Raw genomic sequence first — 23,882 nt, forward strand, 5'->3', positions numbered from 1 at the left:
CGGACCCGCCGCGACGGCGCTCGGCCACGATGGTGCGGACCGGCGGTGCCGGACCCGGCTCGGGGCGGTTCGGCAGCGCCGGGCGCCGCCGTAGGGGCTCTGCGTCGTCGCGGCGGTGTTGGGGTGGGCGGGGGAGGAGCGGGTTGGGAAGCACCGACGCGGTAGCTGACGGAGGTGGTCGTCGGCGGTCCCGGAACCGGTGTGGTTTGTCGGGCTTGTTCAGGGCCGTCGGCCCTGCCGGTCAGAAGAGGCGCAGCTTGTCGTCCTCGATGCCGCGTAGGGCGTCGTAGTCGAGGATCGTGCAGCCGATGCCGCGGTCCGTGGCGAGGACCTTCGCCTGGGGCTTGATCTCCTGGGCCGCGAAGATGCCGCGGACGGGGGCGAGGTGGGGGTCGCGGTTCAGGAGTTCCAGGTAGCGGGTGAGCTGTTCGACGCCGTCGATCTCGCCGCGGCGTTTGATCTCGATGGCCACGGTCTGGCCCTCGGCGTCGCGGCAGAGGATGTCCACCGGGCCGATCGCCGTCATGTACTCACGGCGGATGAGCGTGTAGCCGTCGCCGAGCGTCTCGATCCGGTCAGCCAGCAGCTCCTGCAGGTGCGCTTCCACGCCGTCCTTGATCAGCCCCGGGTCGACGCCCAGCTCGTGCGAGGAGTCGTGCAGGACCTCCTCCATCGTGATGATGAGCTTCTCGCCCGCCTTGTTGATGACGGTCCAGACGCCGGCCTCGTCACCCGTCCCCTCCTTGAGGGTGCATGGCGGCGACATCCAGTTGAGGGGCTTGTAGGCCCGGTCGTCCGCGTGGATCGAGACGCTGCCGTCGTTCTTCAGGATGAGCAAACGCTTTGCTGAGGGCAGGTGGGCGGAGAGACGGCCGACGTAGTCCACGGTGCAACGGGCGATGACGAGACGCATGGGGCCAGCCTACGGGGCTCGCGGACCGCCCAGGACCGCTCCGCCGGTCACGCCCCCGGGGCGCTTCCCGGGCAACACCAGGCCTCTGTCCGGCAGAAGGCCGGGCAAGGAAAACCGGAGTGAGGTCCGTGGCGGACGACAGCACACCAGATGTTCTCATCGCTGGGATCGGTTGCCCTTGAAGTGCATTGCGGAATCGTGTTCACGGAGTGCTGTGGAGGCCTTCCTCAACCCCTCCCTCCGATGCTCGGACCCTGCGATGGCTTCCGGCAGTTCGAGCCCCTGCCGCTCCAGCGCTGACGACGACTCCGCATCCCGGCTGATCCGCTTGACGGCCAACACGCGCATGCCCGTCTCGCTCTGTGTCCGTGAAGGTGCACCGCCAAGCTGGCGATCTTTGGTGAGTCGGGAGACCTGTCGTCTGTTTTGACCAGGATGCGCCGCCGATGATCGACTCGGGTGAGTCGCCTGCACACGCGTGTTCAACCCTGGCCGATTGTGTGCCTAAAGGGACCGTCGCATATACGCAATCTCCTGGTGGGGTCACCGCAGGTTGCCTACCGTAGTAAACGGGAGGTCGCGGATTGTGTACTCAGCGTGTTCGGTATCGCGAACTCCCTTACCTGTCCGCCAACCCCTGCTGTTCGGGGGTGCGAGAGGAGTACCCATGTCGCTCGACGTCTCACCGGCCCTACTCGAACAGGCCGAGCGAGGCGAGGTCGACGAAGCGGATTTCGTCGACTGCGTCCGGACCTCCCTGCCTTACGCATGGGAGATGATCAGCTCCCTGGTGGCCCAGCTGAAGGTGGACGGCGGAGACTTCGCCGACAACCAGACGCCCCCGCCGGACGAGCAGGCACGCGGTCAGCTGCTGCGTGCGCTCGCGAGTGACGCCATACGCGGCGCCCTGCAGCGGCACTTCGGTGTGCGGCTGGCCTTCCAGAACTGCCACCGTGTGGCGGTGTTCCCGCTGGACGCCTCGGTCGACGAGACGCTGGCCCGCTTCACCTCTGTGCGCAATCAGCTGTTGAACCAGTCCCCGGAACTCCGGGACTGCTGACGCCGTGCTCCGCCACTGCTGACGCAGTGAGCCGCTTGCTTGCCGCTCCACACGCGGGAGGTGCATCAGTCACTGGGGCGGCAAGCTCCCCGCGGCGGTGGGGTCACCGGAGGTGCGGCAGCACCTCGGCCCCCAGCCGCCGTACGTTCTCCTCCGTGGCCGCCAGATCCCCGGAGCCTTCGGTCAGCAGGGCGAAGCGGGAGATGCCGGTCCGCTCGGAGGTCGCGGCGAGCCGGTCGGCGCACAGCCGCGGGGTACCCACCGGGTGGAGTCCGCAGAGCAGTTCGGTGTACGCGCGCGGGTCCCGCATCGAGCGGAACCGGCCGTCCACCGTCACATGCGCCTCCAGGCCCTGTTTCAGCCAGCCCGGCATCGCCTTCGTCAGGGTCTCCGCGGCGTCGGTGCGGCTGTCGGCGATCTGGCAGACGCCGGCCGAGACATGGGCCGCCGCGGCGATCTCGTCGCCCGGTCGCCCGGCCGCCCGCGCGTGCTGCCGCCACAACGCGACCATCTCGGCCTTCTCCTCGTCGCCGACGTGCATCCCGAGCAGCATCGGCAGCCCCCGTTCGGCGGCCAGCCGGATGCTCGCCGCGGAGGTGCAGGCGACCACCACCTCGGGCCCGGGTTCCTCCGTCAGCGCCTCCGACGGCCGCGGTACGACGGGGACTTCACGGAACGAGAAGCGCGGACCGGAGGCCGACACGGCGGGTTCGCGCAGCCAGCGCATCAGCAGATCGAGTGATTCGGGGAAGCCCTGTTCGTACGCTTCCAGGCCCGCTCCGAAGACCTCCAGATCCACCCAGGGCCCGCCCCGCCCCACGCCGAGCGTGAAGCGGCCGCCGCTCGTCACGTGCAACAGCGCGGCCTGTTCGCCGAGGGCGACCGGGTGGACGGTGGGCAGCACGCTCACCGCCGTACCGACCCGCAGCCGCCGGGTGCGGCCCAGCAGTAAGGCCGCCAGCGTGACCGCCGACGGGCAGGTGCCGTACGGCACGAAGTGGTGCTCGGCCAGCCAGACCGCGTCCAGACCGGACTCCTCGGCCACCTCCGCCGTGCGCACCGCCCGGTGCAGGGCCTCCCCTTGGCCCTGGCCCGGGAACTGGGCGGCCAGCACAAAACTACCTACGCGCATCGTTTCTTCCTGCTTTCCTGGCTCCGACCCGGAGCTCCCCCACCGGGCATAACCGTCTGACACGTGCCGTGGACACGGCCTGACGGAGAGATTTGCGGATTGTCTGGAGAATGGGTCGCCCTGGTGGGGGACTTGTGCGGGTTCGTGCCCTACGCGTACCCCCGTGCGCGCGTCGTAGGCTGGACACAGCCCGTGCTTCCTGTATAGCCCCGAGAGGTGTCCCGTGTCCCCGCGTCGCAACCGACCCAAGGGCCCGAACGAATCGGCCTCGTCCGGCCGGAGCGCCGAGGACGACCGTGCGGACCGCTACGGCGGCTGGCAGTCCACCGAGAGCTGGCAGGGCGAGGAGTGGAGCGTGCGGCACGTGGCCGGCGCCAGCGCGGTCGGCAAGACGTACCGCTGCCCGGGCTGCGACCAGGTGATCGCCTCCGGCGTCCCGCACGTGGTGGCGTGGCCCGAGTACTCGGGCGTCGACGAGCGCCGGCACTGGCACAAGGCCTGCTGGAACGCGAAGGACCGCCGCACCACGCGGGTGCAGCGGTCCCGGAACGCGCCGAAGTTCTAGAGCGGAATCACACGTCCCGCTTCTCCAGCAGGACGTAGGCGCCGGCGAACGCGACGGCCGTCACGCCCAGGATGATCCACAGCGGGTCCCAGCCCGAAGGGCCGGAATCGCTCAGGGAGTTGGAGTAGAAGACGCTCAGCTGGTTCGGGATCGAGTACTCGAACAGGGCCGTGCGCACCTTCTCCAGCGACTGGGAGAACATGAACAGCGCGATCACCAGCGGGGCGAGCACCGCGCCGATCATGATCGTGATGGCTCCCGCCGAGTGCCGGATGACCGAGCCGATGATCAGCGAGAGCAGCCCGAGCAACGCGATGTAGAGGCTGACGCCGACGGTGCCCTTCAGCCATTCCCCGCCGGTCGGCGTCCGGGCGACGTCGCTCAGCATCGACACCTGCGTCATGGCCACGAACGCGCTGGCCGCGAGGGTGATCACGAACGCCACCGCGAAGAAGACGATCGCCTTCGCCGCGAGCACGCGCGCACGGGAGGGGCAGGCCACCATCGTCGTACGGATCATGCCCGTGCCGTACTCCGAGGCGGTCGTCAGCACGCCGAGCGTGATGATGCACATGCTGCCGAGCAGCAGGCCGAAGAAGCCGAGGGACAGCGCGCTCTCGCCCGACAGGTCGCCGGTCGAGGAGGAGTCGCTGACCACCGCGCCGGCCAGCAGGCCGATGCCGATCACGAGGAGAACGAAGACGCCGAGCGTCCAGATCGTCGAACGCACCGACCTGATCTTCGTCCACTCGGAGGCGATCGCGTGGCCGAGGTGGGTGCGCACCACCGGGATCGGCGAGACGTAACCGGGATACGAACCGCCGGGCGCCGCCTGCCAGTCGGGCGCGGACGGGGCGGCCTGCGGCAGCGGAGGCTGGTGGGTGCTCATCGGGCGTCCTCGGGCTTGGTCAGGTCGGCGGGAGCGGGGGCGGGGGCAGGGGCAGGGGCCGCATAGGGGTTGGGAGCGGCCTGCGGAGGCCCGTAGGGGCCCTGCGGGGCGGGAGGTGCGACGGGCGCCCCCGGCGGTCCGTACGGCCCCCCGAAGGGCTGGCCGCCCTGCTGGGGCGGCGGCGGGGCGTACCAGCCCGGCTGGCCCTGTCCCGGCACCGGCATCGGCGGCTGGGCGCCCGGCGGCAGGGGCTGCTGGAGGCCCGCCTTCTGGTCGGTCGAGGACCGGTAGTCGACGGCGCCCTGCGTCATCCGCATGTACGCCTCCTCGAGGGAGGCCTGGTGCGGGGAGAGCTCCCACAGCCGTACGTCCGCCTCGTGCGCGAGGTCGCTGATCCGGGGCAGCGGCAGCCCGGTCACTCTGAGCGCCCCGTCCTGCTCCGGCAGGACATGGCCGCCGGCCTCGGTCAGCGCCGAGCTGAGCTTCTCGCGCAGCTGCGGCTCGGTGTCCGGGGTGCGCACACGGGCGAAGTCGGCGGAGTTGGCCGAAATGAAGTCCGTCACACTCATGTCGGCGAGCAGCTGGCCCCGGCCGATGACGATGAGGTGGTCGGCGGTCAGCGCCATCTCGCTCATCAGGTGGGAGGAGACGAAGACCGTACGGCCCTCGGCGGCGAGGGACTTCATCAGGTTGCGCACCCAGAGGATGCCCTCGGGGTCGAGGCCGTTGACCGGCTCGTCGAAGAGCAGCACCTGGGGGTCGCCGAGCAGCGCGGCGGCGATGCCGAGGCGCTGGCCCATGCCGAGGGAGAAGCCCTTGGAACGCTTGCCGGCCACGCCCTGGAGGCCCACCACGCCGAGCACCTCGTCGACCCGGCGGGCCGGGATGGCGGACAGCTGGGCCAGGGAGAGCAGGTGGTTGCGGGCGGACCGGCCGCCGTGCACCGCCTTGGCGTCGAGCAGCGCGCCGACCTGACGGGCGGCGTTCGGGAGCTTTCGGTAGGGGAAGCCGCCGATCGTCACCGAGCCGGCGGTCGGGTTGTCCAGGCCCAGGATCATCCGCATGGTCGTCGACTTGCCCGAGCCGTTCGGCCCGAGGAAGCCGGTGACGGCTCCGGGTCGTACCTGGAAGGAAAGGTTGTACACGGCGGTCTTGTCGCCGTAGCGCTTGGTCAGGCCGACAGCCTCGATCATGCTCCGCACCCATCGAAAGGATCAGGACAGCGGGGCAGACGCCCCCCGTAAGGGTTAGGAGGATATCGGGGCGCTGACGGTTCCGCCCAAGAGCATGTAAAGACTTCCGGCGACAGACCCGGTCACGGCCCCGTCACTGGGCGTCGCGCCGCTTCAGCAGGACGTACCCCCCGGCCAGTGCCGCGACCACCCACAGCCCCATGATCCCGAGCCCGCCCCAGGGGCCGTAGGGCACGTCGTCGCCGACCCTCGGCACCACCTGCATGACGTGGCTGCCCGCCTGGTCCGGCAGGAACCGGCCGATCTTCTTCGTGGCGTCGACGTTGCCGAGGATGTTGGAGATCAGGAAGAAGAACGGCATCAGGATGCCCAGCGACAGCATCGGCGAGCGCAGCATCGCGGCCACGCCCATGGAGAACATCGCGATCAGCGTCATGTAGAGCCCGCCGCCGACGACCGCGCGCAGCACGCCGGGATCGCCGAGGTGGGCCCGGTGCGAGCCGAGCATGGCCTGCCCGAGGAAGAAGGCGGCGAAGCTGGTCACCATGCCGACCACCAGCACCAGGCCGGCCGCCACCGCGATCTTGCTGAACAGGAAGGTGGCCCGCTGCGGCACGGCGGCCAGCGAGACCCTGATCATCCCGGTGCTGTACTCGTTGGAGACGACGAGCACTCCGAACACGATCATCGCCAGCTGCCCGAGGGTCATCCCGGCGAAGCTGATGTTCGTCGGGTCGAAGGAGAGCCGTTCACGGGCCGGCATGTTGGAGAACTGGCTGTTCGCGAGCGCGGAGAGCAGCGTCCCGACGGCCACGGTGACCACCATGGCCAGCGACAGCGTCCACACCGTCGAGGCGACGGACCGGATCTTGGTCCACTCGGACCGTACGACCTGGGTGACGACGGCCATGTCACGCTCCCTTGTCCCAGCCGGTGCCCCAGGCCTGCGGCGGGGGCGAGTCTGCGTGCGCGTGGTACTCCACGGACTCCGCCGTCAGTTGCATGAACGCCTCCTCCAGCGAGGCCTGCTGGATGCTCAGCTCGTGCAGCACGATCCCGTTCTGCGCGGCCAGCTCCCCGATCGGTTCGGCCTTCCCGCCCTCCACCTCGAGGGCGCCGGTGCCGGTCTCGACGACGGTGATCCCGGCCGCGTGCAGCACGTCGAGCAGCCGCTCGCGCTGCGGGGAGCGGACCCGGACGTACGACCGTGAGTTCGTCCGGATGAAGTCCGCCATCGAGGTGTCGGCGAGCAGCCGCCCCTGTCCGATGACGACGAGGTGGTCGGCGGTCAGCGCCATCTCGCTCATCAGGTGCGAGGAGACGAACACGGTCCGCCCCTGGGCGGCCAGCGATTTCATCAGGGTCCGGATCCAGTGGATCCCCTCCGGGTCGAGCCCGTTCACCGGCTCGTCGAACATCAGGATCCGCGGATCACCCAGCAGCGCCCCCGCGATCCCGAGCCGCTGCCCCATGCCGAGCGAGAACCCCTTGGCCTTCTTCCGCGCCACCGCCGTCAGCCCGACGGTGTCCAGGACCTCGGCCACCCGCGCCCGCGGGATCCCGTTGCTCTGCGCGAGACAGAGCAGGTGGTTGAAGGCGCTGCGCCCGCCGTGCACGGCCTTCGCGTCGAGCAGCGCCCCGATGTACGTCAGCGGGTCCTTGAGCTGCTCGTACCGCTTGCCGTCGATCCGCACCCGGCCGGCCGTGGGGTGGTCGAGCCCGAGGATCATCCGCATGGTGGTGGACTTCCCGGCACCGTTGGGCCCGAGGAACCCGGTCACGATGCCGGGTCTGACGGTGAACGTGAGGTCGTCGACCGCCGTCTTGTCGCCGTAGCGCTTGGTCAGGCCCGCCAGCTCGATCATGCGGCCACGCTAAGACCGGCCTACCGGGGGTGCCACCGGAGCGCCGTGGCCGGGTGCACGCCGGTGGGGGCTGGTCGCGCAGTTCCCCGCGCCCCCAAAAGAAGGGCTTTGCGGCCGGCGCCCCTTCAGGGGCGCGGGGAACTGCGCGAGCAACCACACACATCCCGCGCTGTCGGAACGAAGATCAGCCACCCCGGAAACAACTCACCGCACCTCACGACAGAGGCCCGCACCCCCCGAAGGGAATGCGGGCCTATGACGTCGCTAGCGCTTACCGGGACTGCTGCGCCGGAACCCCACGGGAGATCGGCTCGTCCTCGGTCGGCGAGCTGGCGGCGGCCACCGCCGCACCCGTCAGCGTCGCCAGCATCTCGCGGACGTTGGTCAGCTGGGCGTTGATGCTGTCGCGGCGGTTGGTCAGCGCGGCGAGCTCGCGCTCGGATTCCGAGCGGATCCGGTCGGCCTTGGCGTTCGCGTCCGCAACGATGTCCTCGGCCTGGCGCTGCGCCGTCTCGACCGTCTGGCGGGCGCGGCGCTCGGCGTCGGTGCGCAGCTTCTCGGCCTCCAGGCGCAGCTGCTCCGCGCGGTGCTCGATCTCCGCGAGGCGCTTCTCCGCCTTCTGCTGACGCGAAGCGAGGTCACGCTCGGACTGCTCGCGGCGCTTGGCGAGGTTCGTCTCGAAGTCGGCGGCGGCCTGCGCGGCCTTCGCACGGGTCTCCTCGAAGAGGGCGTCCGCCTCCTCGCGCTTGGACTGCGCGTCCTTCTGGGCCTCGGCGCGCAGCTGCGAGGCGTCACTCTTGGCCTTCTCGACGATCCGGACGCCCTCGTCCTCGGCCTTGGCCTTGCGCTCCGCAGCGAACGATTCTGCGTCGTTGCGCACCTGCTGGGCCGCCGACTCGGCGAGCTCGCGGTGCTGCTCGGCCGCGCGCCGGGCCTCCTCGCGCAGGTCCTTCGCCTCCTCCTCGGCGAGGCGGAGGATCTTCTCGACACGCGCGCCGAGGCCGGCGTACGACGGCTCCGCGTCGGTTACCTGAGCCTGGGCGTTCTGCGTCTCGAGGTGGAGCTCCTCGATGCGCTTTTCCAGAGCGGTGATGCGGGCGAGAGCGCTGTCACGGTCGGAGACGAGCTTGGAGATCCGTTCGTCCACCTGAGCGCGGTCGTACCCACGCCGCACTAGCTCGAAGCCGTAGGGGGAAGTGTCGCTCATGGGGTTCCTGTCGAAAGAGACCGGTGAGGTGATAGGGGGAATCCTAGGGGCCGAAGCGGTGTGTCATCGAGCGGATACGTGTTTGATCTGGAGAATGACACCCCTTTTGAGTGGCTAGCTGTGAGATCGCTTGCCAAAGCCTCTGCCGCAAATTTAATCAAAAGCCCCAGAACACTACAGAACCGGCCCCGGTCTCTAGCCCTCTGACGACTTGCCACCCGATCGTGGCGCGCCCACCGTACTGCCCGCCTTGACCCCGCCGTCCTTGCCGGCCGACGGAGCCTCGAAGGATTCCAACGCCTCCAGGACGTCCTGGACACGGGAGATCTCGCCGTTGATGTTCTCCCGCCGGCGCTCCAGGATCTCCAGTTCGCGCTTTCCCTCCTCGACCGTGCGGCGGGCCTCGCGGATCGCCTCGGCCTTGAGCTCCTCGGCCTCCCGGACCAGCGTGGCCTTCTTCTGCTCGGCCTCCTTGAGCAGCCCCTCGGCCTTCTTGACGGCGGCGATCCGGACCTTGCCCGCCTCCGAGTTGGCCTCCGAGACCAGGTCCTTGGCCTTGGCCTGGGCCTTGGCGAGCTGCTCCTCGGCGGCCTTGATGAGCGCGTCGCAGCGGTCGCCGGTGGACTTCATGGTCTCGGCGGCCTCGCGGCGGGCCCGCTCGTGCAGCTCCTCGATCTCGGCGGTGATGCGCTCGCGCAGCTCCTCTGCCCGCTCCCTTATGGCGGTGGCGTCCCGGCGGGCGCCGACGAGCAGCTCGTCCGCGTCGGTACGGGCCTTCTCCACCCGCGTGTTGCCCTCGACCGTGGCCTCGGACACCAGCCGGTCGGCCTCCTTGCGGGCCGCGCCCACCATGGTGTCGGCCTGCGACTCGGCGTCCGCGGTGGTCTTCATCGCCTGCTGCTGCGCCTCGGTGAGCAGCTTGTCGGCCTCGGCGGTCGTCTCGTTGATGAGCGTGTCGACCTGCTCGGCCACGTCCTGACGGCGCCTGTTGGCGTCCTTGCGGGCCTCGTCGAGGGTGCGGTCGGCCTCCTCGCGGGCCGCGTTCAGCATGCGCTCGGCCTCGGCCTCCGCGTCCGCCTTGAGCCGCTCGGCGTCGGCACGGGTCCGGTCGGCGTGCAGCTGGGCGGAGCCGACCGTCTCGGCGGCGTCGGCCCGCAGCCGCTCCGCGTCGCCGGTGGCGTCCGAGATCAGCTTCTCCGCCTTGGCGATGGCGTCGGCGCGGACCCGGTCGGCCTCGGTGATGGTCTCGCTCTGGAGCCGCTCGGCCTCGTTGCGCGCCTCGGTGATGAGGGTGTCGGCCTGGGTCGCCGCGTCCGAACGCATCCGGTTGGCGTCCTCGCGCGCCTCGGCACGCGTGCGCGTGGCGTCCTGGTCCGCCTGGGCGATGGTGTCGGAAGCCTCGGTGCGCACCCGCTGGGCGTGCGCCGACGCCTCGGCCCGCACCCGCTCCGACTCGGTCATCGCTTCGGCGACGGTCCGCTCGGCGAGCGCCTTCGCCGCCTCGGACGCCTCGTTGGCCTCGCGCCGGATCCGGGTCGCGTCCTCGCTGGCCCGCTCCCGCTCGGCGTAGGCGTCGGCGCGGACCCGGTCGGACTCCTCCTCGGCCTCCCGCCGGGTGCGGTCCGCGGCGTGCTCGGCGGCCGAGCGCAGCCCGGTGATCTCCTCCTGCGCCTGCTCGTGCAGCCCGGAGACCGAGTCCCGTACCTGCTGGGCGTGGAGTTCGGCGGCCGACACCATCTCGGTGGCCCGGCGGTCCGCCTCCTCGACCAGCCGTACGGCCTCGGCCTGCGCCTCCTCGACCCGGTTGCGCGCCTGGGCCAGCAGGTCCTCGCTCTGCTCGCGGGCCCGCTCGCGCTCCTGGTCGGCCTCCTGACGCGCGGAACCGAGGAGTTCTTCGGCCTCGCGACGCCGTCGAGCGGCCTCCTCCTGGGCGGCGGCCAGCGTCTCGGACGCCTCGGTGGACAGCCGCTCGGCGGCCGCCTGCGCCTCGGCACGGACCCGGTCGGCGGTGTCCTGGGCCTCCTGCTTGAGCCGCTCCGCCTCGGCGGCCGCCTCGGACCGCAGCCGTACCGCGACGGTCTCGCCCTCCGCACGAGACGCCGACGCGTCGGCGGCGGCCTCGTCGCGCAGCCGCTCCGCCTCGGTCTCGGCCTGCTGCTGGAGCGCACGGATCCGCTCGGCGGCCTCGCCGCGCAGCCGGTCGGTCTCCTCGGCGGCCTCCCGGCGGATCCGGCCGGCCTCCTCGCGCGCCTCGGTCAGCGCCTGGTCGGCGCCCGTGAGCCGGTCCTCGGCCTCGGTGTGCAGGCGGGTCAGCTCGGCGGCCGCCTCCGCGCGCCGGGCCTCGACGCCCCGCTCGGTCTCCTCGCGCAGCTCGCGCGCGGCCCGCTCGGCGTCCGCCTGCATCGCCTCGGACTGCTCCTGGGCCTCCGCGCGGAGCCGTTCGGCCTCCTGGCGGGTGCGCTCCAGGGTCTCCTCGGCCTGCCGGCGCAGCGTGGTGGCGCGCTCGATGGCCTCGGTGCGGACCTTCTCGCTGTCCGTGGTCGCGGTCTGCCGCAGTTCGTCGGCGTCCGCCTTGGCCTTGGCGAGCAGTTCCTCGGCGGACTTGGCCGCCTCCTCGATCTGCTGCACGGCCTCGCGCCGGGCCTCGGCGCGGATCGACTCGCCCTCGGCGACCGCGTCGGACCGCAGCTGCTCGGCCTCGCCGCGCAGGCGGCGGGCCTCCTCCTGCAGCTCGACGGTCTTGGCGCGGTACTCCTTGGTGTCGTCCTTCGCCGTGCCCTTGAGCTGTTCGGCGATGTCGTGCGCCTCGGCGCGCAGCCGGTCCGCCTCGGTCTCCGCCTCGGTGCGGATCCGCTCGGCCTCCTCGGCGGCGGCCTTCGTGGTCTGCTTGGCCTCCTCGGACGCCTTGTTCAGGACGTCCTCGGCGGTCTTGGCGGCCTTCGCCAGCTGGGAGGCGCTCTCCTCGGCGGTGAGGCTGCGGGCCTTCTCGGAGGCCTCCGCGATGATCTTCTCGGCCTCGGCGCGGGCGTCGGCGACGACCTGCTCGGCGCTCGCCTTGGTGGCCTCGGCCTCCTTGGTGGCCTCGCTGACCAGCCGGGCGACCTGCTCCTTGGCGGTGCGGGTGCGCTGCTCGTTGGTGGCCTCGGCACTGGAGAGCGCCTTCGTGGCGTTCGCCTCGGCCTCGCTGACCAGCTTCTCGGCCTCGGACTGCGCCTTGCGCAGCGCCTCCTCGGCCTCCGCCATCCGCTGCTCGGCGGCCCGGCTCAGCTCACCCGCCTGCCGGCGGGCGGTGTCCGACTCCGTCGCGGTGGAGCTGCGGAGCTGCTCCGCATGGTCGGTGGCCTCCTGGGCCTGCGTGGACGCGGCGTTCAGCAGCCGCTCGGCGTCCCGGCGGGCACGCAGCAGGATCTGCTCGGCCTCGGTACGCGCCGCCTCGGCGTCGCTGGTCAGCCGCTGCCGGGCCTCGTCGGTCAGCCGCTGGGCCTCGGCCCGGGCGGCGGCCATGGCCTGCTCGGCCTCGGCCCGCGACTCGTCGAGCAGCCGCCGGGCCTGCGACTCGGTGCGGGCGCGCAGCTGCTCGGCCCACGACACGTTCTCGTTGACGTGCGACTCGACGGTCTGCCGGCGCTCGGCCAGCTCCTGGTCCAGCTGCTGGCGGCGGGTCACCGCCTCCTGGTGCAGCTCGGCCTGGAGCCGCGCGGCCTGCTCGGCGTGCTCCTGGAGGATGCGCTGGGTCTGCGCCCTGGCCTCCGCGGCCACCCGTTCCGCCTCCTGGCGGATCTGGTCGGCCTGCACCTGGGCGTTCCGCAGCAGCTGCTCGGCGTGGTAGCCGATGTCACCGCCGTCGAACGCGGGCCGGGACATGATGGTGCGCCGCGCCTCGTGCAGCTTGGCGCGCAGCACCTCGACCTGGTAGCCGAGGTCCTCGGCATGCTGGATCGCCTTTTCCCGCTCGGTCTTCAGCCGTTTCATCTCGGCCTCGAACCGAGAGAGGTGGTCGACGTCAGCCGCCGGCTCTCGCTCCTGGCTCTCGTAGCCCCGCACTGCGCGGTCCCATCCGTCCCCTGGTCGCAACCTTCTCCGAACGAGCTCCGTCCATCCGCCGAACGGGGCCCCCGGGGAATGGTGTCAGATCAACGGCGGAGCACGGGCTGCTGCCCCGACGCTCGTCCCCCGAAACCCGGACCCCGGCATGCGGCCGCCCCGGCCCTGCGAACGTGCGGAGGGACGACCGCCCCCAACCCTACCGGCCCATATGTACGAGGGTCAGTGCTCAGGTGACTCAACAGCCGCCGAAGTGACCAGTTCTGTCAGTACGCCGTGGCAGTCCTTCGGGTGCAGGAAGGTGATCCGCGACCCCATGGAGCCGATCCGTGGCTCGTCGTACAGAACGCGTACGCCCTTGGACCGGATGTCGGCCGCGTCCCCGTCCACATCCGCCGTACCGAAGGCGATGTGGTGGACCCCCTCGCCGTTCTTCGCGAGCCACTTGCCGACCGCCGAGTCCTCCCGGGTCGGTTCGAGAAGCTGCAGGTAGGAGGCGCCGCCGTCGGACGTCTCGTTGATCTTGAGCATGGCCTCGCGCACGCCCTGTTCCTCGTTGACCTCGGTGTGGAACACCTCGAAGCCGTACGTGGCCCGGTAGAACTCGACGGTCGCGTCGAGGTCGTGGCAGGCGATCCCGATGTGGTCGATTCGCGTCAGCATGGATTCAGTGCAGCGCCACGGCGGTGGTTACGCAACGTGCCAGCGATCACACTGACGGCCCGATGACGGCACGGAGTGCCACGCAATACATTCGAAGTAAACCCTCGTTCACTCCTCGGCAGTGCAGCCGGTAAGGGGATCGCAGCTCATGTCTTCTGGAACCGCTGGAACCACCTCAGTGATCGTCGCGGGTGCGCGCACGCCCATGGGGCGACTGCTGGGCTCGCTCAAGTCCTTCTCCGGAGCCGACCTCGGCGGCTTCGCGATCAAGGCCGCCCTCGACCGTGCGGGGATCGGTGGCGACCAGGTGCAGTACGTGATCATGGGGCAGGTGCTCCAGGCCGGCGCCGGGCAGATCGCGGCCCGCCAGGCCGCCGTGAAGGCCGGCATCCCGATGAGCGTCCCTGCGCTCGCGATCAACAAGGTCTGCCTCTCCGGCCTCGACGCCATCGCGCTCGCCGACCAGCTGATCCGCGCCGGCGAGTTCGACATCGTGGTCGCGGGCGGCCAGGAGTCCATGACCAACGCCCCGCACGCGCTCCCGAAGTCCCGCGAGGGCTTCAAGTACGGCGCCATCGAGATGCTCGACACGATGGCGTACGACGGCCTGACCGACCCCTGGGAGAACATCCCGATGGGCGAGTCGACCGAGAAGCACAACACCCGCCTCGGCCTCGGCCGCCAGGAGCAGGACGAGATCGCCGCCCTGTCCCACCAGCGGGCCGCCGCCGCCCAGAAGAACGGTCTCTTCGAGGCCGAGATCACCCCGGTCGAGATCCCGCAGCGCAAGGGTGAGCCGGTCGTCTTCAGCAAGGACGAGGGCATCCGGAGCGACACCACGGCGGAGTCGCTGGGCAGGCTCCGCCCGGCGTTCACGAAGGACGGCACGATCACCGCCGGCAGCGCCTCGCAGATCTCCGACGGCGCGGCGGCCGTGGTCGTGATGAGCAAGGCCAAGGCCGAGGAGCTGGGCCTGGAGTGGCTCGCCGAGATCGGCGCCCACGGCAACGTGGCCGGACCGGACAACTCCCTCCAGTCCCAGCCGTCGAACGCCATCAACCACGCCCTCGGGAAGGAGGGCCTGGAGGTCGGGGACCTGGACCTCATCGAGATCAACGAGGCCTTCGCGGCCGTCGCCATCCAGTCAATGAAGGACCTCGGGGTGTCCACCGAAAAGGTGAACGTGAACGGCGGGGCCATCGCCCTCGGCCACCCCATCGGCATGTCCGGCGCCCGGCTCGTCCTGCACCTGGCCCTGGAGCTCAAGCGCCGGGGCGGCGGGGTCGGCGCGGCCGCGCTGTGCGGTGGCGGAGGCCAGGGTGACGCGCTGATCGTGCGGGTACCGAAGGCCTGAGTACGTTTCGCTGAGCGAACGTAAGCGAACGGAGCGAACGGAGCTGTGATGCAGGACGTCTCCTCACTGGTGGCCCAGGCCAGGGAGGGCCGACCGCGTGCGGTGGCCCGCCTGATCTCCCTGGTGGAGGGGGCGTCCCCGCAGCTCAGGGAGGTCATGGCGGCACTCGCGCCGCTGACGGGCAATGCCTACGTCGTGGGTCTGACCGGCTCTCCGGGAGTCGGCAAGTCGACATCGACGTCGGCACTCGTGACCGCCTATCGCAAACAGGGCAAACGGGTCGGCGTGCTGGCCGTCGACCCGTCGTCCCCCTTCTCCGGGGGCGCCCTGCTCGGCGACCGCGTCCGCATGTCCGACCACGCGTCCGACCCCGGCGTCTACATCCGCTCGATGGCGACGCGGGGTCACCTGGGCGGCCTCGCCTGGGCGGCACCCCAGGCCATCCGCGTCCTGGACGCGGCGGGCTGCGAGGTGATCCTGGTGGAGACGGTCGGCGTCGGCCAGTCGGAGGTCGAGATCGCTTCCCAGGCGGACACCAGCGTGGTGCTGCTGGCCCCCGGCATGGGCGACGGCATCCAGGCCGCCAAGGCCGGGATCCTGGAGATCGGCGACGTGTACGTCGTCAACAAGGCGGACCGGGACGGCGCGGACGCCACGGCCCGCGAACTGAACCACATGCTGGGCCTCGGCGAGTCCCGCGGCCCGGGCGACTGGCGGCCCCCGATCGTCAAGACGGTCGCCGCGCGGGCGGAGGGCATCGACGAACTGGTGGAAGCCCTGGAGAAACACCGCGCCTGGATGGAGGAGCGGGGCGTCCTGGCGGAACGCCGCGTGGCCCGCGCCGCCCGCGAGGTCGAGACGATCGCGGTGACGGCCCTGCGCGCACGCATCGGCGACCTCCACGGCGACCGCCACATCGACGCCCTCGCGGACCGCATCGTGGCCGGTGAGCTCGATCCCTACCGGGCGGCGGACGAGCTGGTGGCGGGCCTGACGGAGGGCTGACGCGGGTCGGGCCGACGTCGCGCGGTGCGGGCTGTCCTCCCGCTGCGGGCCGGCGGGGGCTGGTCGCGCAGTTCCTCCCCCAGCCTTCGGCCGGGGGTGCCCCCAGCGCCCCAAAGGGGCGCTGCCGTACCGCTCTGGATTTCGGCGGCCTCGCTTGGCTGCGGGCCGGCGGGGGCTGGTCGCGCAGTTCCTCCCCCAGCCTTCGGCCGGGGGTACCCCCAGCGCCCCTGAAGGGGCGCTTCGCCCACCGCCCCTTCCCGGCCGTGGGCAGTCGTGCCGCTGGGGCGGCACGGGTGGGCGCGGGCGGTGCCCTGGAGGCGCCGGTAAGCGTCCACCGTCCACATACGGCGACCGGTGCTGCTACTTTGACCGCATGTTCCTCTCCTTGGCGTAGAGCGCACCCGGCGCCGCCGCTGGCACGTGAGTACGCCGTGCCGTGGCGCGCACAGGTGTCCCCTCTTCCGCCTCTGACAGAGGAACTCACTCATGTCCGCGTTGACTTCGTCGCGCCCTTCGTCTGCCCGGCGGCCGTCGTACGCCGCCGTCCTGCGCCTTCCGCACGCCCGCCGCACCTTCTTCGCCGCCCTGGCGGCCCGTCTCTCCTACGGCACGGTCTCGCTGTCCGTCCTGCTGTCGGTCACCCGGGCGACCGGCTCGTACGCCGTGTCCGGGGTGGTGATGGCCCTGTTCGGCGGCGCCACGGTCGTCCTGCTGCCGGTCCGGGCGGCCTTGGTGGACCGCTTCGGTCCGCGGCGTGCCCTGCCGCCCATGGCGGCGGTCTACAGCGTCCTGCTCTGCGCCCTGGCCGCCCTGGCCTGGCGTCCCGGCACTCCTGCGGCGGCGCTCGCCGCGGCCGCCGCGCTCACGGGCTGCTGCGCCCCGCCCCTGGGCCCGACCATGCGGGCGGTGTGGGGCCGCATGGCCGACGACCCGGCGCTGCTGCGGCGGGCGTACAGCCTGGACGGGGTCGCCGAGGAACTGCTGTTCGTGTCAGGTCCTGTGCTGGTGGGTCTGCTGCTCCGGTTCGGGCCGCCGCCGACGGGGGTGCTGCTGAGTGCGGTGCTGATGCTCGGCGGCACCTGGGTGTTCGTGGCATCGCCCGCGGTGCGGGGTGTGGTGTCGCCGAAGCGGGAGCCGGGCCGGCGGCCCGGCCGTTTCCCGGCGGCCCCGGTGATCGCGGCCGTGGGCCTCGGCCTTGCACTGAGCGCGGCCGACCTGCTGGTGATGGCGTTCGCCGTGCGACGGTCCTCCGGTGAGGCGGCGGTCCCCTGGGTACTGGCCGCGCTCTCGGCGGGCAGTGCGGTGGGCGGCCTGCTGAACGGTGCGGTGGACTGGCGCCGTCCGGCCGGGGAGCGGCTGGCGTGGCTGGCGGTGGGGCTGGGCGCGGTCCTGGCCGCGGCGGGTCTGGCACCAGGCGTCTGGACGCTGGCGGCGGCCATGGCGGTGACGGGGCTGTTCGTGGCACCGACGCTGACGACGGCTTATCTGCTGGCCGACGAGACGGCGGCGGAGGGGGAGCGGACGCGGGCCGGGGCGTGGGTGAACGCGGCCGTCAACGCGGGCAGCTCGGGAGGTTCGGTCGTGGCAGGGCTGTTGGTCGGAGGGCTGCCGGTGGCGGTCTGCTTTGCTCTGGCGGGAGGTGTCGCGGTCGTGTCCGCCGTGGGCGTGCGGGCCGTCGTCGGGCCGCGGGCGGGTGGGGGCTGGTCGCGCAGTTCCCCCCAGGGCCTCTGACGGGGCGCTCCCGTGATGCAGCGAGCGGCGGACGGGACCTGAACCCCCGTCCGCCGCTTTCAGGTGCTGTCTGTCGTCACGGGCGCCCGCGCTGCCCCCGCAGGTGCTCGGCGATCGGCTTCAGGCCCTTGTCCAGCTCCATGAGTGCCTCCGGCGACAGCAGGTCGATGAAGTGCCGTCGCACGGAGGCGACATGATGTGGCGCCACCTTCTTCATCGTCTCCATGCCGTGCTCGGTGAGGACGGCGAACAGCCCGCGGCGGTCGGACTCGCAGTTCTCGCGGCGGACCAGGTTCGCGTTCTCCATACGGGTGATCTGGTGGGACAGCCGGCTCTTGGACTGGAGGGTGGCGGAGGCGAGGTCGCTCATCCGCATCCGGTAGTCCTCCGACTCGGACAGGTTCACCAGGATCTCGTAGTCGTTCATTGTCAGGCCGAACGGCTGCAGATCCTTTTCGAGCTGGTACGTCAACAGCCTGTTGACCTCCAGGTGGGTGCGCCAGGCGCACTGCTCCGCATCGGTCAGCCAGCGCGTGGCCGTCTCGGTCTCCATGAATGAAGTCTACCTAAAATGTTGAAAGGCGAACTAGTGAGGGCGGTGTGACTGTGCGCACGCGTTCGATGTCACACTCCGCAGACTACCGCTCACAGCCCGAAGCGACGCTGGAGGTCCCCCAGCTGTCCGGGAAGGCGCGGTGCGCCCGGTTGTTGTGAATGACCTGTGGAGGGGGCGCCTCCGCCGGGCACTCCGGGCTCGTGCGGAACCGCTCCCGTGGACTGCTCGGCCATCAGGGTCTCGGTGGACTGGAGCAGGACCGTGCCGGCCCCTACGAACTCGAACTGGTGCTCCTCTCCGGAGGCCCCGCCGAGGCCCGTCAGTGCACGTAGACCGCCCATTACGCCGGTCATGTACCCATGGTCGTAGTGATGGCACGGGGAGGGGCAGTCGGCCCATCCCACCAGTGCCTGCGGATCCACCCGGATGGGGGGTTCCATGAACACCACCGGACCGTTGGACGCGGCCACAAACTTTCCGGTTCCGATAAGGGTCAGAAAACCGGGAACGATTGATTGCTTCAGCGCGAGACTTGGCTGAAAAGCGAGCAGGTTGCCGGAGCGAATGGTCAGGTTGCCGTCGTCCAGGTCGTACGAGTTCACGTCGAACGCCCGGTCGGCGAGGAGCATCTTGCCCGAGCCCTCCGCCACCACCCAGTCGCTCGCGTGCAGAGGCGAATGGAACGACGTACGGACAAGCCGGTCCAAACGGCCGTGCCCGATGCCGTTGAAGTCGATCGAGCCGTAGTAGGCGATCATCTTCCCCTTCTGCAGGAACCACTGGCCGCTCTTGAGCTCCACGCAGAAGGTGTACTTGTTGACGTTGTCGTCGACGGGAAGGGTCATCGGGTCGTACACGACAGGTCCGGCCGGCCCGGCTGCTCCGTATGAGCTCACAGCTTCTCCTCCGACGCCTGCACGTACACCATGCCGTTGCCGCTGAGCTCCAGCTGGAACGCCTCGCCGGAGCCGCGGCCCACCATCTCCCGCCAGCCGAGCGCGGACGACAGCTTGTTGCGTACGTCGCCGTGGTGGGCGACGTAGGCCTGCGGGTCGACGTGGACCGGGCGCTGCGGGGTGACCGGGATCTCGAAGACTCCGCCGTGGGCCATCACGGCGACCGCGCCGTGGCCCTTGAGGGTGGTGGTGAACAGGCCCTGGCCGGTGACCTGGCCGCGCACCATGCCCATCACGCCGCCCTGGGAGCCCATGAACATCGTCCCCTGCTGCAGCGTGCCCTCGAAGGCGAGCAGCCGGTCCGCCTCGACGTAGAGGGTGTCACCGGTGAGGGTGATGACGTGGACGTGGTGGCCGCCGTGCCCGAAGAAGACCGTGCCGCTGCCCTCGACGGTCATGAGGGGGGTCGCCTCACCGGCGACCCGGCGGCCGAGCATCGACATCAGCCCGCCCTGGCCGCCCTGGATGTTGGGCGTGAAGGACACCTCGCCCTTGTAGGCGAGCATCGCACCGCGCTGGCTGAACAGCCGCTGCCCGGGTACGACGGTCGCCTCGACCATCTTGGAGTTCACCTCGCGCAGGGCCATCTCAGACGTCCCCCGCGATCGTGTTGCGCTCGCTCGGCTGTACGTACACCAGGCCGTCCCCCTCGAACCGGATCTGGAAGGCCTCCCCGCCGCCCTCTCCGAAGAACGTGCGGAAGGTCACACCGGACTGGAAGGACTGGCGGAGGCGGCCCTGGTGGGCGATGTAGGCGCCCGGGTCGACGGTCAGCGGGTACTGCGGGCTGACTCTGAGCACCACCGCCGGGCCGTCCGACATGATCGCCGCCTGGCCGTGGCCCTCGACCGTGGTGGTGAACAGGCCGTTGCCCTGGGAGGCGCCGCGCAGGCCGGTGAACGTCGTGCCGGTGCGCAGGCCGGCGTCGGTCGCGAGCAGGTTGCTGGACTCGACGTACAGCTTGTCGCCCTGGAGGCCGACCAGGTTGATCTCGGACGCCCGGTCCGCGAACCAGCACGTCCCGTGCCCCTTCACCTCCATCACCGTCATCTGCTCGCCGGTGAGCCGCCGGGTCACCATCCCGCGCAGCCCCTCGCCGCCGCCGCTCAGCTTCTTGAACGCCATCTGCCCGTCGTACGCGACCATCGAGCCGTTCTTCGCCTTCACGGCGTCCCCGGTCATCTCGACGGCGAGCACCTTGCTGCCCTGGAGTCGGAACATCGCCACGCTGTGAAGGTAGCCGCAGGCAGACGGCGACGACAGGTCCCGTGGGTGGACATCATCCCGGATCCGTCCCCTAGGGGTGCGGCCGGAAGCGGTGTGCGGCCGTCACGGGTGCCGCCGCTCCCCGGGGAGGCGTATCACCGCCGTACCGGCCGTCAGGTCGACCGTGGACCTCGGCGGCGCGCCGTCCTCCTCGTCGTCGCGCAGCACCAGCGCGCTCTGCCGCTCCTTGAGCTCGTTCTGCTTGCCGGGGGAGAGAGCCGCGTGCAGCTGCTCGAAGCCGGTCGCGGAGATCTGGCCCTGCCGGCCGGCGTTCCGCCACGGCAGCGCCCCCGCCCGCCCGGCCCGCAGCAGCAGCTGGTCCACGAAGGCCAGCACCGTGAGCAGCACCACCAGCCCCGGCAGGGTCAGGAAGAACACGAACCCCATACCCGCGCCCCTTTCGTCGCGCGGCCAGCCTGCCACCCCCGCGCCGGGTCCGCGCCGTCCCTTTGCCACAATGGCTGAACGTTTGTGCTCGCGTTCACAAAGAGTGGACGTCTCTCCCACCGAAGGTGACTCGTGGACATCAAGACCGCCACCGCCATCCGCCGCCTGCGCCTGGTCTCCGCCCCGGAGGCCGTTTCCTTCCTGATCCTCCTCGTCTGCTCGGTGCTCAAGCGGACCACGGACTTCAACGCGGTGCCCGTGATGGGCGCGATCCACGGTGTCCTGTTCATCCTCTACGTGATCTTCTGGGCCGACGCCTGGAACCGCACCAAGTGGTCCCTGAGGACCGGCCTCTTCTACTTCGTCCTCTCCGTCCTGCCGACCGGCGGCTTCTTCGCCGAGCGCAGGCTCAAGCGCGCCGCCGAGGACGAGGTCATCGCCGCCCGCGCCCGCAAGGAAGGGGTCGTGAACGCATGATCGTCGCCTTCTCCGTGACGCCGCTGGGCGTCGGCGAGGACGTCGGGGAGTACGTCGCCGACGCCGTCCGGGTGGTCCGCGAGTCCGGGCTGCCCCACCGCACCGACGCCATGTTCACCTCGATCGAGGGCGAGTCGTGGGACGAGGTCATGGACGTCGTCAAGCGGGCCGTCGCCGTCGTGGAGAGGCGCGCCCCGCGCGTCTCCCTGGTCCTCAAGGCGGACATCCGGCCGGGTGTCACCGACGGACTCACCAGCAAGGTGGCGACGGTCGAGCGACACCTCGCCCAGTAGCCGACAGCGCACAAGGAGACCCCGGCCGCTTGCGGCCGGGGTTTTCTTCCGTCCGGTGATTGAGCGAACGCTCAAAACTCGGTACCGTCATCACCGGAGGGTTTGAGCGGTCGCTCAAAAGGACCTCCGAAGACCAGGTGACGGGGGTACAACACCGATGGGGCTCTACATAGAGGCGCACATCCGCGCCGACCTCGACGAACTGTGGGCCCGGACCCAGGACCCGGCCCGGCACCAGCGCTGGGACCTGAGGTTCACCGAGATCGATTACCTCCCGCGCACGGCGGACGAGCCGCAGCGCTTCCGCTACGCCACGCGCGTGCTGCCGTTCCTGACCATCGCCGGCACCGGCGTCTCGGCGGGGGAGAAGGAGCGCCCCGACGGCACCCGCACCTCGGCCCTGCGCTTCGGCTCCCCGCACCCGCTCTCGCTGCTCGCCGAGGGCAGCGGCTACTGGCGGTACATCCCGGTCGGCGACGGCGTCCGCTTCCTCACCGGGTACGACTACCGGCCCCGCTGGGGCGCCTTCGGCGCGCTCGCCGACCGGCTGGTCCTCCGCCCGCTCATGGGCTGGGCGACCGCCTGGTCCTTCGACCGGCTGCGGCTGTGGCTGGAGCACGGGATCACCCCGGAACGGGCCCGGCGGAACTGGCTGGCCGAGCTGGCGGTCCGCGCGCTGACGATCGCCGGCTGCGCCGCCGGCCTGGGCCGGGGCCCGTTCCTCGGCGCGCTCTCGCCCACCGTCGCCTTCCTGGTGCCGCTCCTCCTCGTGGTCGCCCTCTCGCTGGCCCTCTTCGCGGCCCCGCTCGCGACCACCCCCGCCGCCCGCCGCTGCCTGCGCACCCCGCCGGCCAAGGCCACCGCCCCCCGCGTCCTGCACACCCTGGAGAAGCAGTCGTGACCTCGATGTTCCGCACGGTCATGGGTCCGGACTTCGACCGGCTGCACCCGCAGCTCCAACGGCGCTTCTCGGTCGGCCTGGCGAGCGGTGAGGCCTGCACCGGCCGGGGCGTGATGGAGCACGTCTGGCACGGGCCGGCGTTCGTGAAGCCGTTCCTGGCGCTGGGCGCCACCCGCAACATCCTGGTCCCGGAGGCCGCCCGGAACGTGCCCTTCAAGATCGAGAATGTGCCCTACGCGGACACCTACGGCCGTGAGACGGTGACTTTCGTGCGCACCTTCGACCTGCCCGGCCGCTCCCGCCGCTTCGACGCCCAGATGGTGCTCAGCCCCAAGGGCGACCGCATCCTCGACTACCTCGGCACCCACCAGCACCTCGCCAGCGAGCTGCACCTCAGCGCCGAGGCCGACGGCTCCCTGCTGATCCGCTCCGGCGAACACCGGTTCCGGGAGGGCCCGGTGGACGTCCGCGTCCCCGAACTCGTCGGCGCCACCGCGGAGGTGCGCGAGTCCTTCGACGACCGCGCCGGCCGCTTCCGGGTCCGGGTGCGGGTCGTGAACCGGTACTTCGGGCCGCTCTTCGGCTACCAGGGTTCCTTCGAGGCGTCGTACACCGATGTCCGCCGCGGCGGGGTACGGCCGGGGCTGCGGCCGGTCCGTGAGGAGTCGCGCGCGTGAGCCCGGAGACCGCCAAGTCCCTGGAGACCAAGAACAAGCTGCTGGAGGGCGCGCTGCGGACCCTCACCGAGCAGGGGATCGCCAAGACCTCGGCCCGCACCGTGGCGGCGGCGGCCGGGGTCAACCAGGCGCTGGTCTTCTACCACTTCGGATCCGTGGACGAACTCCTCTCCGCCGCCTGCCGGTACGGAGCCGAGCAGGCCGTCGCCCGCTTCCGTCCCCGCCTCGCCGCGGTCGGCTCGCTCTCCGAACTCCTCACCGTAGGGCGGCAGATCCACGAGGAGGCGCGCGCGGGCGGCCATGTCGCCCTGCTCGGCCAGCTGCTGGCCGGCGCCCAGACCCACGAGGCGCTCGGCCCCGCCACGGCGGCCGGGCTCGACCTGTGGATCGCCGAGATAGAGGAGGTGCTCGTCCGCGTCCTCGCGGCGACCCCGTACGGGGAGTTCGCCGACCCGGCCGGGCTCGCCCGCGCGGTCGCCGCGTCCTTCGTCGGCATCGAGCTGTACGAGGGCGTCGACGCGGCCGGCGCCCACGCGGCCCTGGACGCCCTCGAACAACTCGGCGCACTGGTGGCCGCGTTGGAGGACCTCGGCCCGGTGGCCCAGCGCGCGGTCCGCCACCACCTGCGCCGGGTCGGCCGCAAGTAGGCGCTCCACTGGAACTCCGGCGATGTGCGATGTGCCGTCTGCCGTCTGCCGTCTGCCGTCTGCCGTCTGCGGCGCCGTCGTGGCCGGTCGCGCAGTTCCTC

Annotated in this window: 24 protein-coding genes; 10 read left to right on the forward strand and 14 right to left on the reverse strand. The window is 71.1% G+C overall.

The window, feature by feature from the left end; genetic code table 11:
- Nucleotides 1-241: 241 nt before the first annotated feature.
- Entirely contained in the window at nt 242-913 is a 672-nt protein-coding gene (nucS, locus tag ACFY6U_RS46120; protein ID WP_390048242.1) for an endonuclease NucS, read from the reverse strand.
- Between the two features lie 667 nt (nt 914-1,580).
- On the opposite strand from nucS, the gene ACFY6U_RS46125 reads away from it, so the two are divergent.
- Nucleotides 1,581-1,973: an SCO5389 family protein gene (locus tag ACFY6U_RS46125; RefSeq protein WP_089098747.1), complete on the forward strand. Its 393-nt coding sequence runs from the start codon at nt 1,581-1,583 to the stop codon at nt 1,971-1,973.
- Nucleotides 1,974-2,076: 103 nt separating this feature from the next.
- Here ACFY6U_RS46125 and ACFY6U_RS46130 read toward each other — a convergent pair whose 3' ends face one another.
- Nucleotides 2,077-3,105, reverse strand: coding sequence for an LLM class flavin-dependent oxidoreductase (locus ACFY6U_RS46130; RefSeq protein ID WP_390048244.1), 1,029 nt, complete (start codon nt 3,103-3,105; stop codon nt 2,077-2,079).
- Between the two features lie 223 nt (nt 3,106-3,328).
- Here ACFY6U_RS46130 and ACFY6U_RS46135 point away from each other — a divergent pair, with 223 nt between their 5' ends.
- A complete protein-coding gene (locus ACFY6U_RS46135; RefSeq protein WP_390048246.1) occupies nt 3,329-3,670 on the forward strand; it encodes an ATP/GTP-binding protein in 342 nt (113 codons plus the stop codon).
- A gap of 7 nt (nt 3,671-3,677) precedes the next feature.
- Here ACFY6U_RS46135 and ACFY6U_RS46140 read toward each other — a convergent pair whose 3' ends face one another.
- From ACFY6U_RS46140 to mce, 7 genes are all read right to left on the reverse strand, one after another.
- Nucleotides 3,678-4,559 carry an ABC transporter permease subunit gene (locus tag ACFY6U_RS46140; protein WP_390048248.1) on the reverse strand — a complete coding sequence of 294 codons (882 nt, stop codon included), beginning with the start codon at nt 4,557-4,559 and terminating at the stop codon, nt 3,678-3,680.
- On the reverse strand, nt 4,556-5,752 hold the full coding sequence (locus ACFY6U_RS46145; RefSeq protein WP_390048250.1) for an ABC transporter ATP-binding protein: 1,197 nt from the start codon (nt 5,750-5,752) through the stop codon (nt 4,556-4,558). Before ACFY6U_RS46145 ends, ACFY6U_RS46140 begins: the two co-directional genes overlap by 4 nt.
- Before the next feature lie 133 nt (nt 5,753-5,885).
- Entirely contained in the window at nt 5,886-6,662 is a 777-nt protein-coding gene (locus ACFY6U_RS46150) for an ABC transporter permease (protein WP_390048252.1), read from the reverse strand.
- Between the two features lies 1 nt (nt 6,663).
- Entirely contained in the window at nt 6,664-7,617 is a 954-nt protein-coding gene (locus tag ACFY6U_RS46155) for an ABC transporter ATP-binding protein (RefSeq protein WP_390048254.1), read from the reverse strand.
- Between the two features lie 271 nt (nt 7,618-7,888).
- Nucleotides 7,889-8,824, reverse strand: a complete 936-nt coding sequence (locus ACFY6U_RS46160; RefSeq protein ID WP_390048256.1) for a cellulose-binding protein — start codon at nt 8,822-8,824, stop codon at nt 7,889-7,891.
- 195 nt (nt 8,825-9,019) lie between these two features.
- Complete coding sequence (gene scy, locus ACFY6U_RS46165; RefSeq protein ID WP_390048258.1) at nt 9,020-12,868, reverse strand: polarized growth protein Scy; 3,849 nt, start codon at nt 12,866-12,868, stop codon at nt 9,020-9,022.
- Between the two features lie 222 nt (nt 12,869-13,090).
- A complete protein-coding gene (gene mce, locus ACFY6U_RS46170) occupies nt 13,091-13,531 on the reverse strand; it encodes a methylmalonyl-CoA epimerase (RefSeq protein ID WP_123974084.1) in 441 nt (146 codons plus the stop codon).
- 148 nt (nt 13,532-13,679) lie between these two features.
- Between mce and ACFY6U_RS46175 the strand changes: the two genes are divergently transcribed.
- From ACFY6U_RS46175 to ACFY6U_RS46185, 3 genes are all read left to right on the forward strand, one after another.
- The gene (locus ACFY6U_RS46175; RefSeq protein ID WP_390048260.1) at nt 13,680-14,885 is read left to right on the forward strand and encodes an acetyl-CoA C-acetyltransferase; all 1,206 of its coding nucleotides are present in this window, start codon (nt 13,680-13,682) and stop codon (nt 14,883-14,885) included.
- A gap of 48 nt (nt 14,886-14,933) precedes the next feature.
- Nucleotides 14,934-15,890, forward strand: coding sequence for a methylmalonyl Co-A mutase-associated GTPase MeaB (gene meaB, locus ACFY6U_RS46180; RefSeq protein ID WP_351494359.1), 957 nt, complete (start codon nt 14,934-14,936; stop codon nt 15,888-15,890).
- A 486-nt stretch (nt 15,891-16,376) separates the two neighbouring features.
- Nucleotides 16,377-17,621, forward strand: a complete 1,245-nt coding sequence (locus ACFY6U_RS46185) for an MFS transporter (protein ID WP_390048262.1) — start codon at nt 16,377-16,379, stop codon at nt 17,619-17,621.
- 76 nt (nt 17,622-17,697) lie between these two features.
- On the opposite strand, the gene ACFY6U_RS46190 is transcribed toward ACFY6U_RS46185, so the two are convergent.
- The 5 genes from ACFY6U_RS46190 to ACFY6U_RS46210 form a co-directional block, all read right to left on the reverse strand.
- Complete coding sequence (locus ACFY6U_RS46190; protein ID WP_316782318.1) at nt 17,698-18,174, reverse strand: MarR family transcriptional regulator; 477 nt, start codon at nt 18,172-18,174, stop codon at nt 17,698-17,700.
- Nucleotides 18,175-18,266: 92 nt separating this feature from the next.
- Nucleotides 18,267-19,022, reverse strand: coding sequence for an AIM24 family protein (locus ACFY6U_RS46195; RefSeq protein WP_390048351.1), 756 nt, complete (start codon nt 19,020-19,022; stop codon nt 18,267-18,269).
- Between the two features lie 47 nt (nt 19,023-19,069).
- On the reverse strand, nt 19,070-19,720 hold the full coding sequence (locus tag ACFY6U_RS46200; protein WP_351494366.1) for an AIM24 family protein: 651 nt from the start codon (nt 19,718-19,720) through the stop codon (nt 19,070-19,072).
- A 1-nt stretch (nt 19,721) separates the two neighbouring features.
- Entirely contained in the window at nt 19,722-20,354 is a 633-nt protein-coding gene (locus ACFY6U_RS46205) for an AIM24 family protein (RefSeq protein WP_390048353.1), read from the reverse strand.
- A 108-nt stretch (nt 20,355-20,462) separates the two neighbouring features.
- A complete protein-coding gene (locus ACFY6U_RS46210; RefSeq protein WP_390048265.1) occupies nt 20,463-20,786 on the reverse strand; it encodes a DUF6191 domain-containing protein in 324 nt (107 codons plus the stop codon).
- Nucleotides 20,787-20,918: 132 nt separating this feature from the next.
- Here ACFY6U_RS46210 and ACFY6U_RS46215 point away from each other — a divergent pair, with 132 nt between their 5' ends.
- The 5 genes from ACFY6U_RS46215 to ACFY6U_RS46235 all read left to right on the forward strand — a co-directional run bounded on the left by ACFY6U_RS46215 (nt 20,919) and on the right by ACFY6U_RS46235 (nt 23,781).
- Nucleotides 20,919-21,263: a DUF3817 domain-containing protein gene (locus ACFY6U_RS46215; RefSeq protein WP_390048267.1), complete on the forward strand. Its 345-nt coding sequence runs from the start codon at nt 20,919-20,921 to the stop codon at nt 21,261-21,263.
- Complete coding sequence (locus ACFY6U_RS46220) at nt 21,260-21,556, forward strand: MTH1187 family thiamine-binding protein (RefSeq protein ID WP_390048269.1); 297 nt, start codon at nt 21,260-21,262, stop codon at nt 21,554-21,556. The genes ACFY6U_RS46215 and ACFY6U_RS46220 overlap by 4 nt, the downstream gene beginning before the upstream one ends.
- A 157-nt stretch (nt 21,557-21,713) precedes the next feature.
- A complete protein-coding gene (locus ACFY6U_RS46225; RefSeq protein WP_390048271.1) occupies nt 21,714-22,457 on the forward strand; it encodes a hypothetical protein in 744 nt (247 codons plus the stop codon).
- Nucleotides 22,454-23,134 (forward strand): DUF4166 domain-containing protein, encoded by a 681-nt coding sequence (locus tag ACFY6U_RS46230; RefSeq protein WP_390048273.1) that lies wholly within the window; start codon nt 22,454-22,456, stop codon nt 23,132-23,134. Before ACFY6U_RS46225 ends, ACFY6U_RS46230 begins: the two co-directional genes overlap by 4 nt.
- Nucleotides 23,131-23,781: a TetR/AcrR family transcriptional regulator gene (locus ACFY6U_RS46235; RefSeq protein WP_390048275.1), complete on the forward strand. Its 651-nt coding sequence runs from the start codon at nt 23,131-23,133 to the stop codon at nt 23,779-23,781. The genes ACFY6U_RS46230 and ACFY6U_RS46235 overlap by 4 nt, the downstream gene beginning before the upstream one ends.
- The last annotated feature ends 101 nt before the right edge of the window (nt 23,782-23,882 follow it).

Origin of the sequence: Streptomyces sp. NPDC013157, from assembly GCF_042899865.1 — a bacterium.
In the GTDB taxonomy this organism is placed as follows: Bacteria; Actinomycetota; Actinomycetes; order Streptomycetales; family Streptomycetaceae; genus Streptomyces.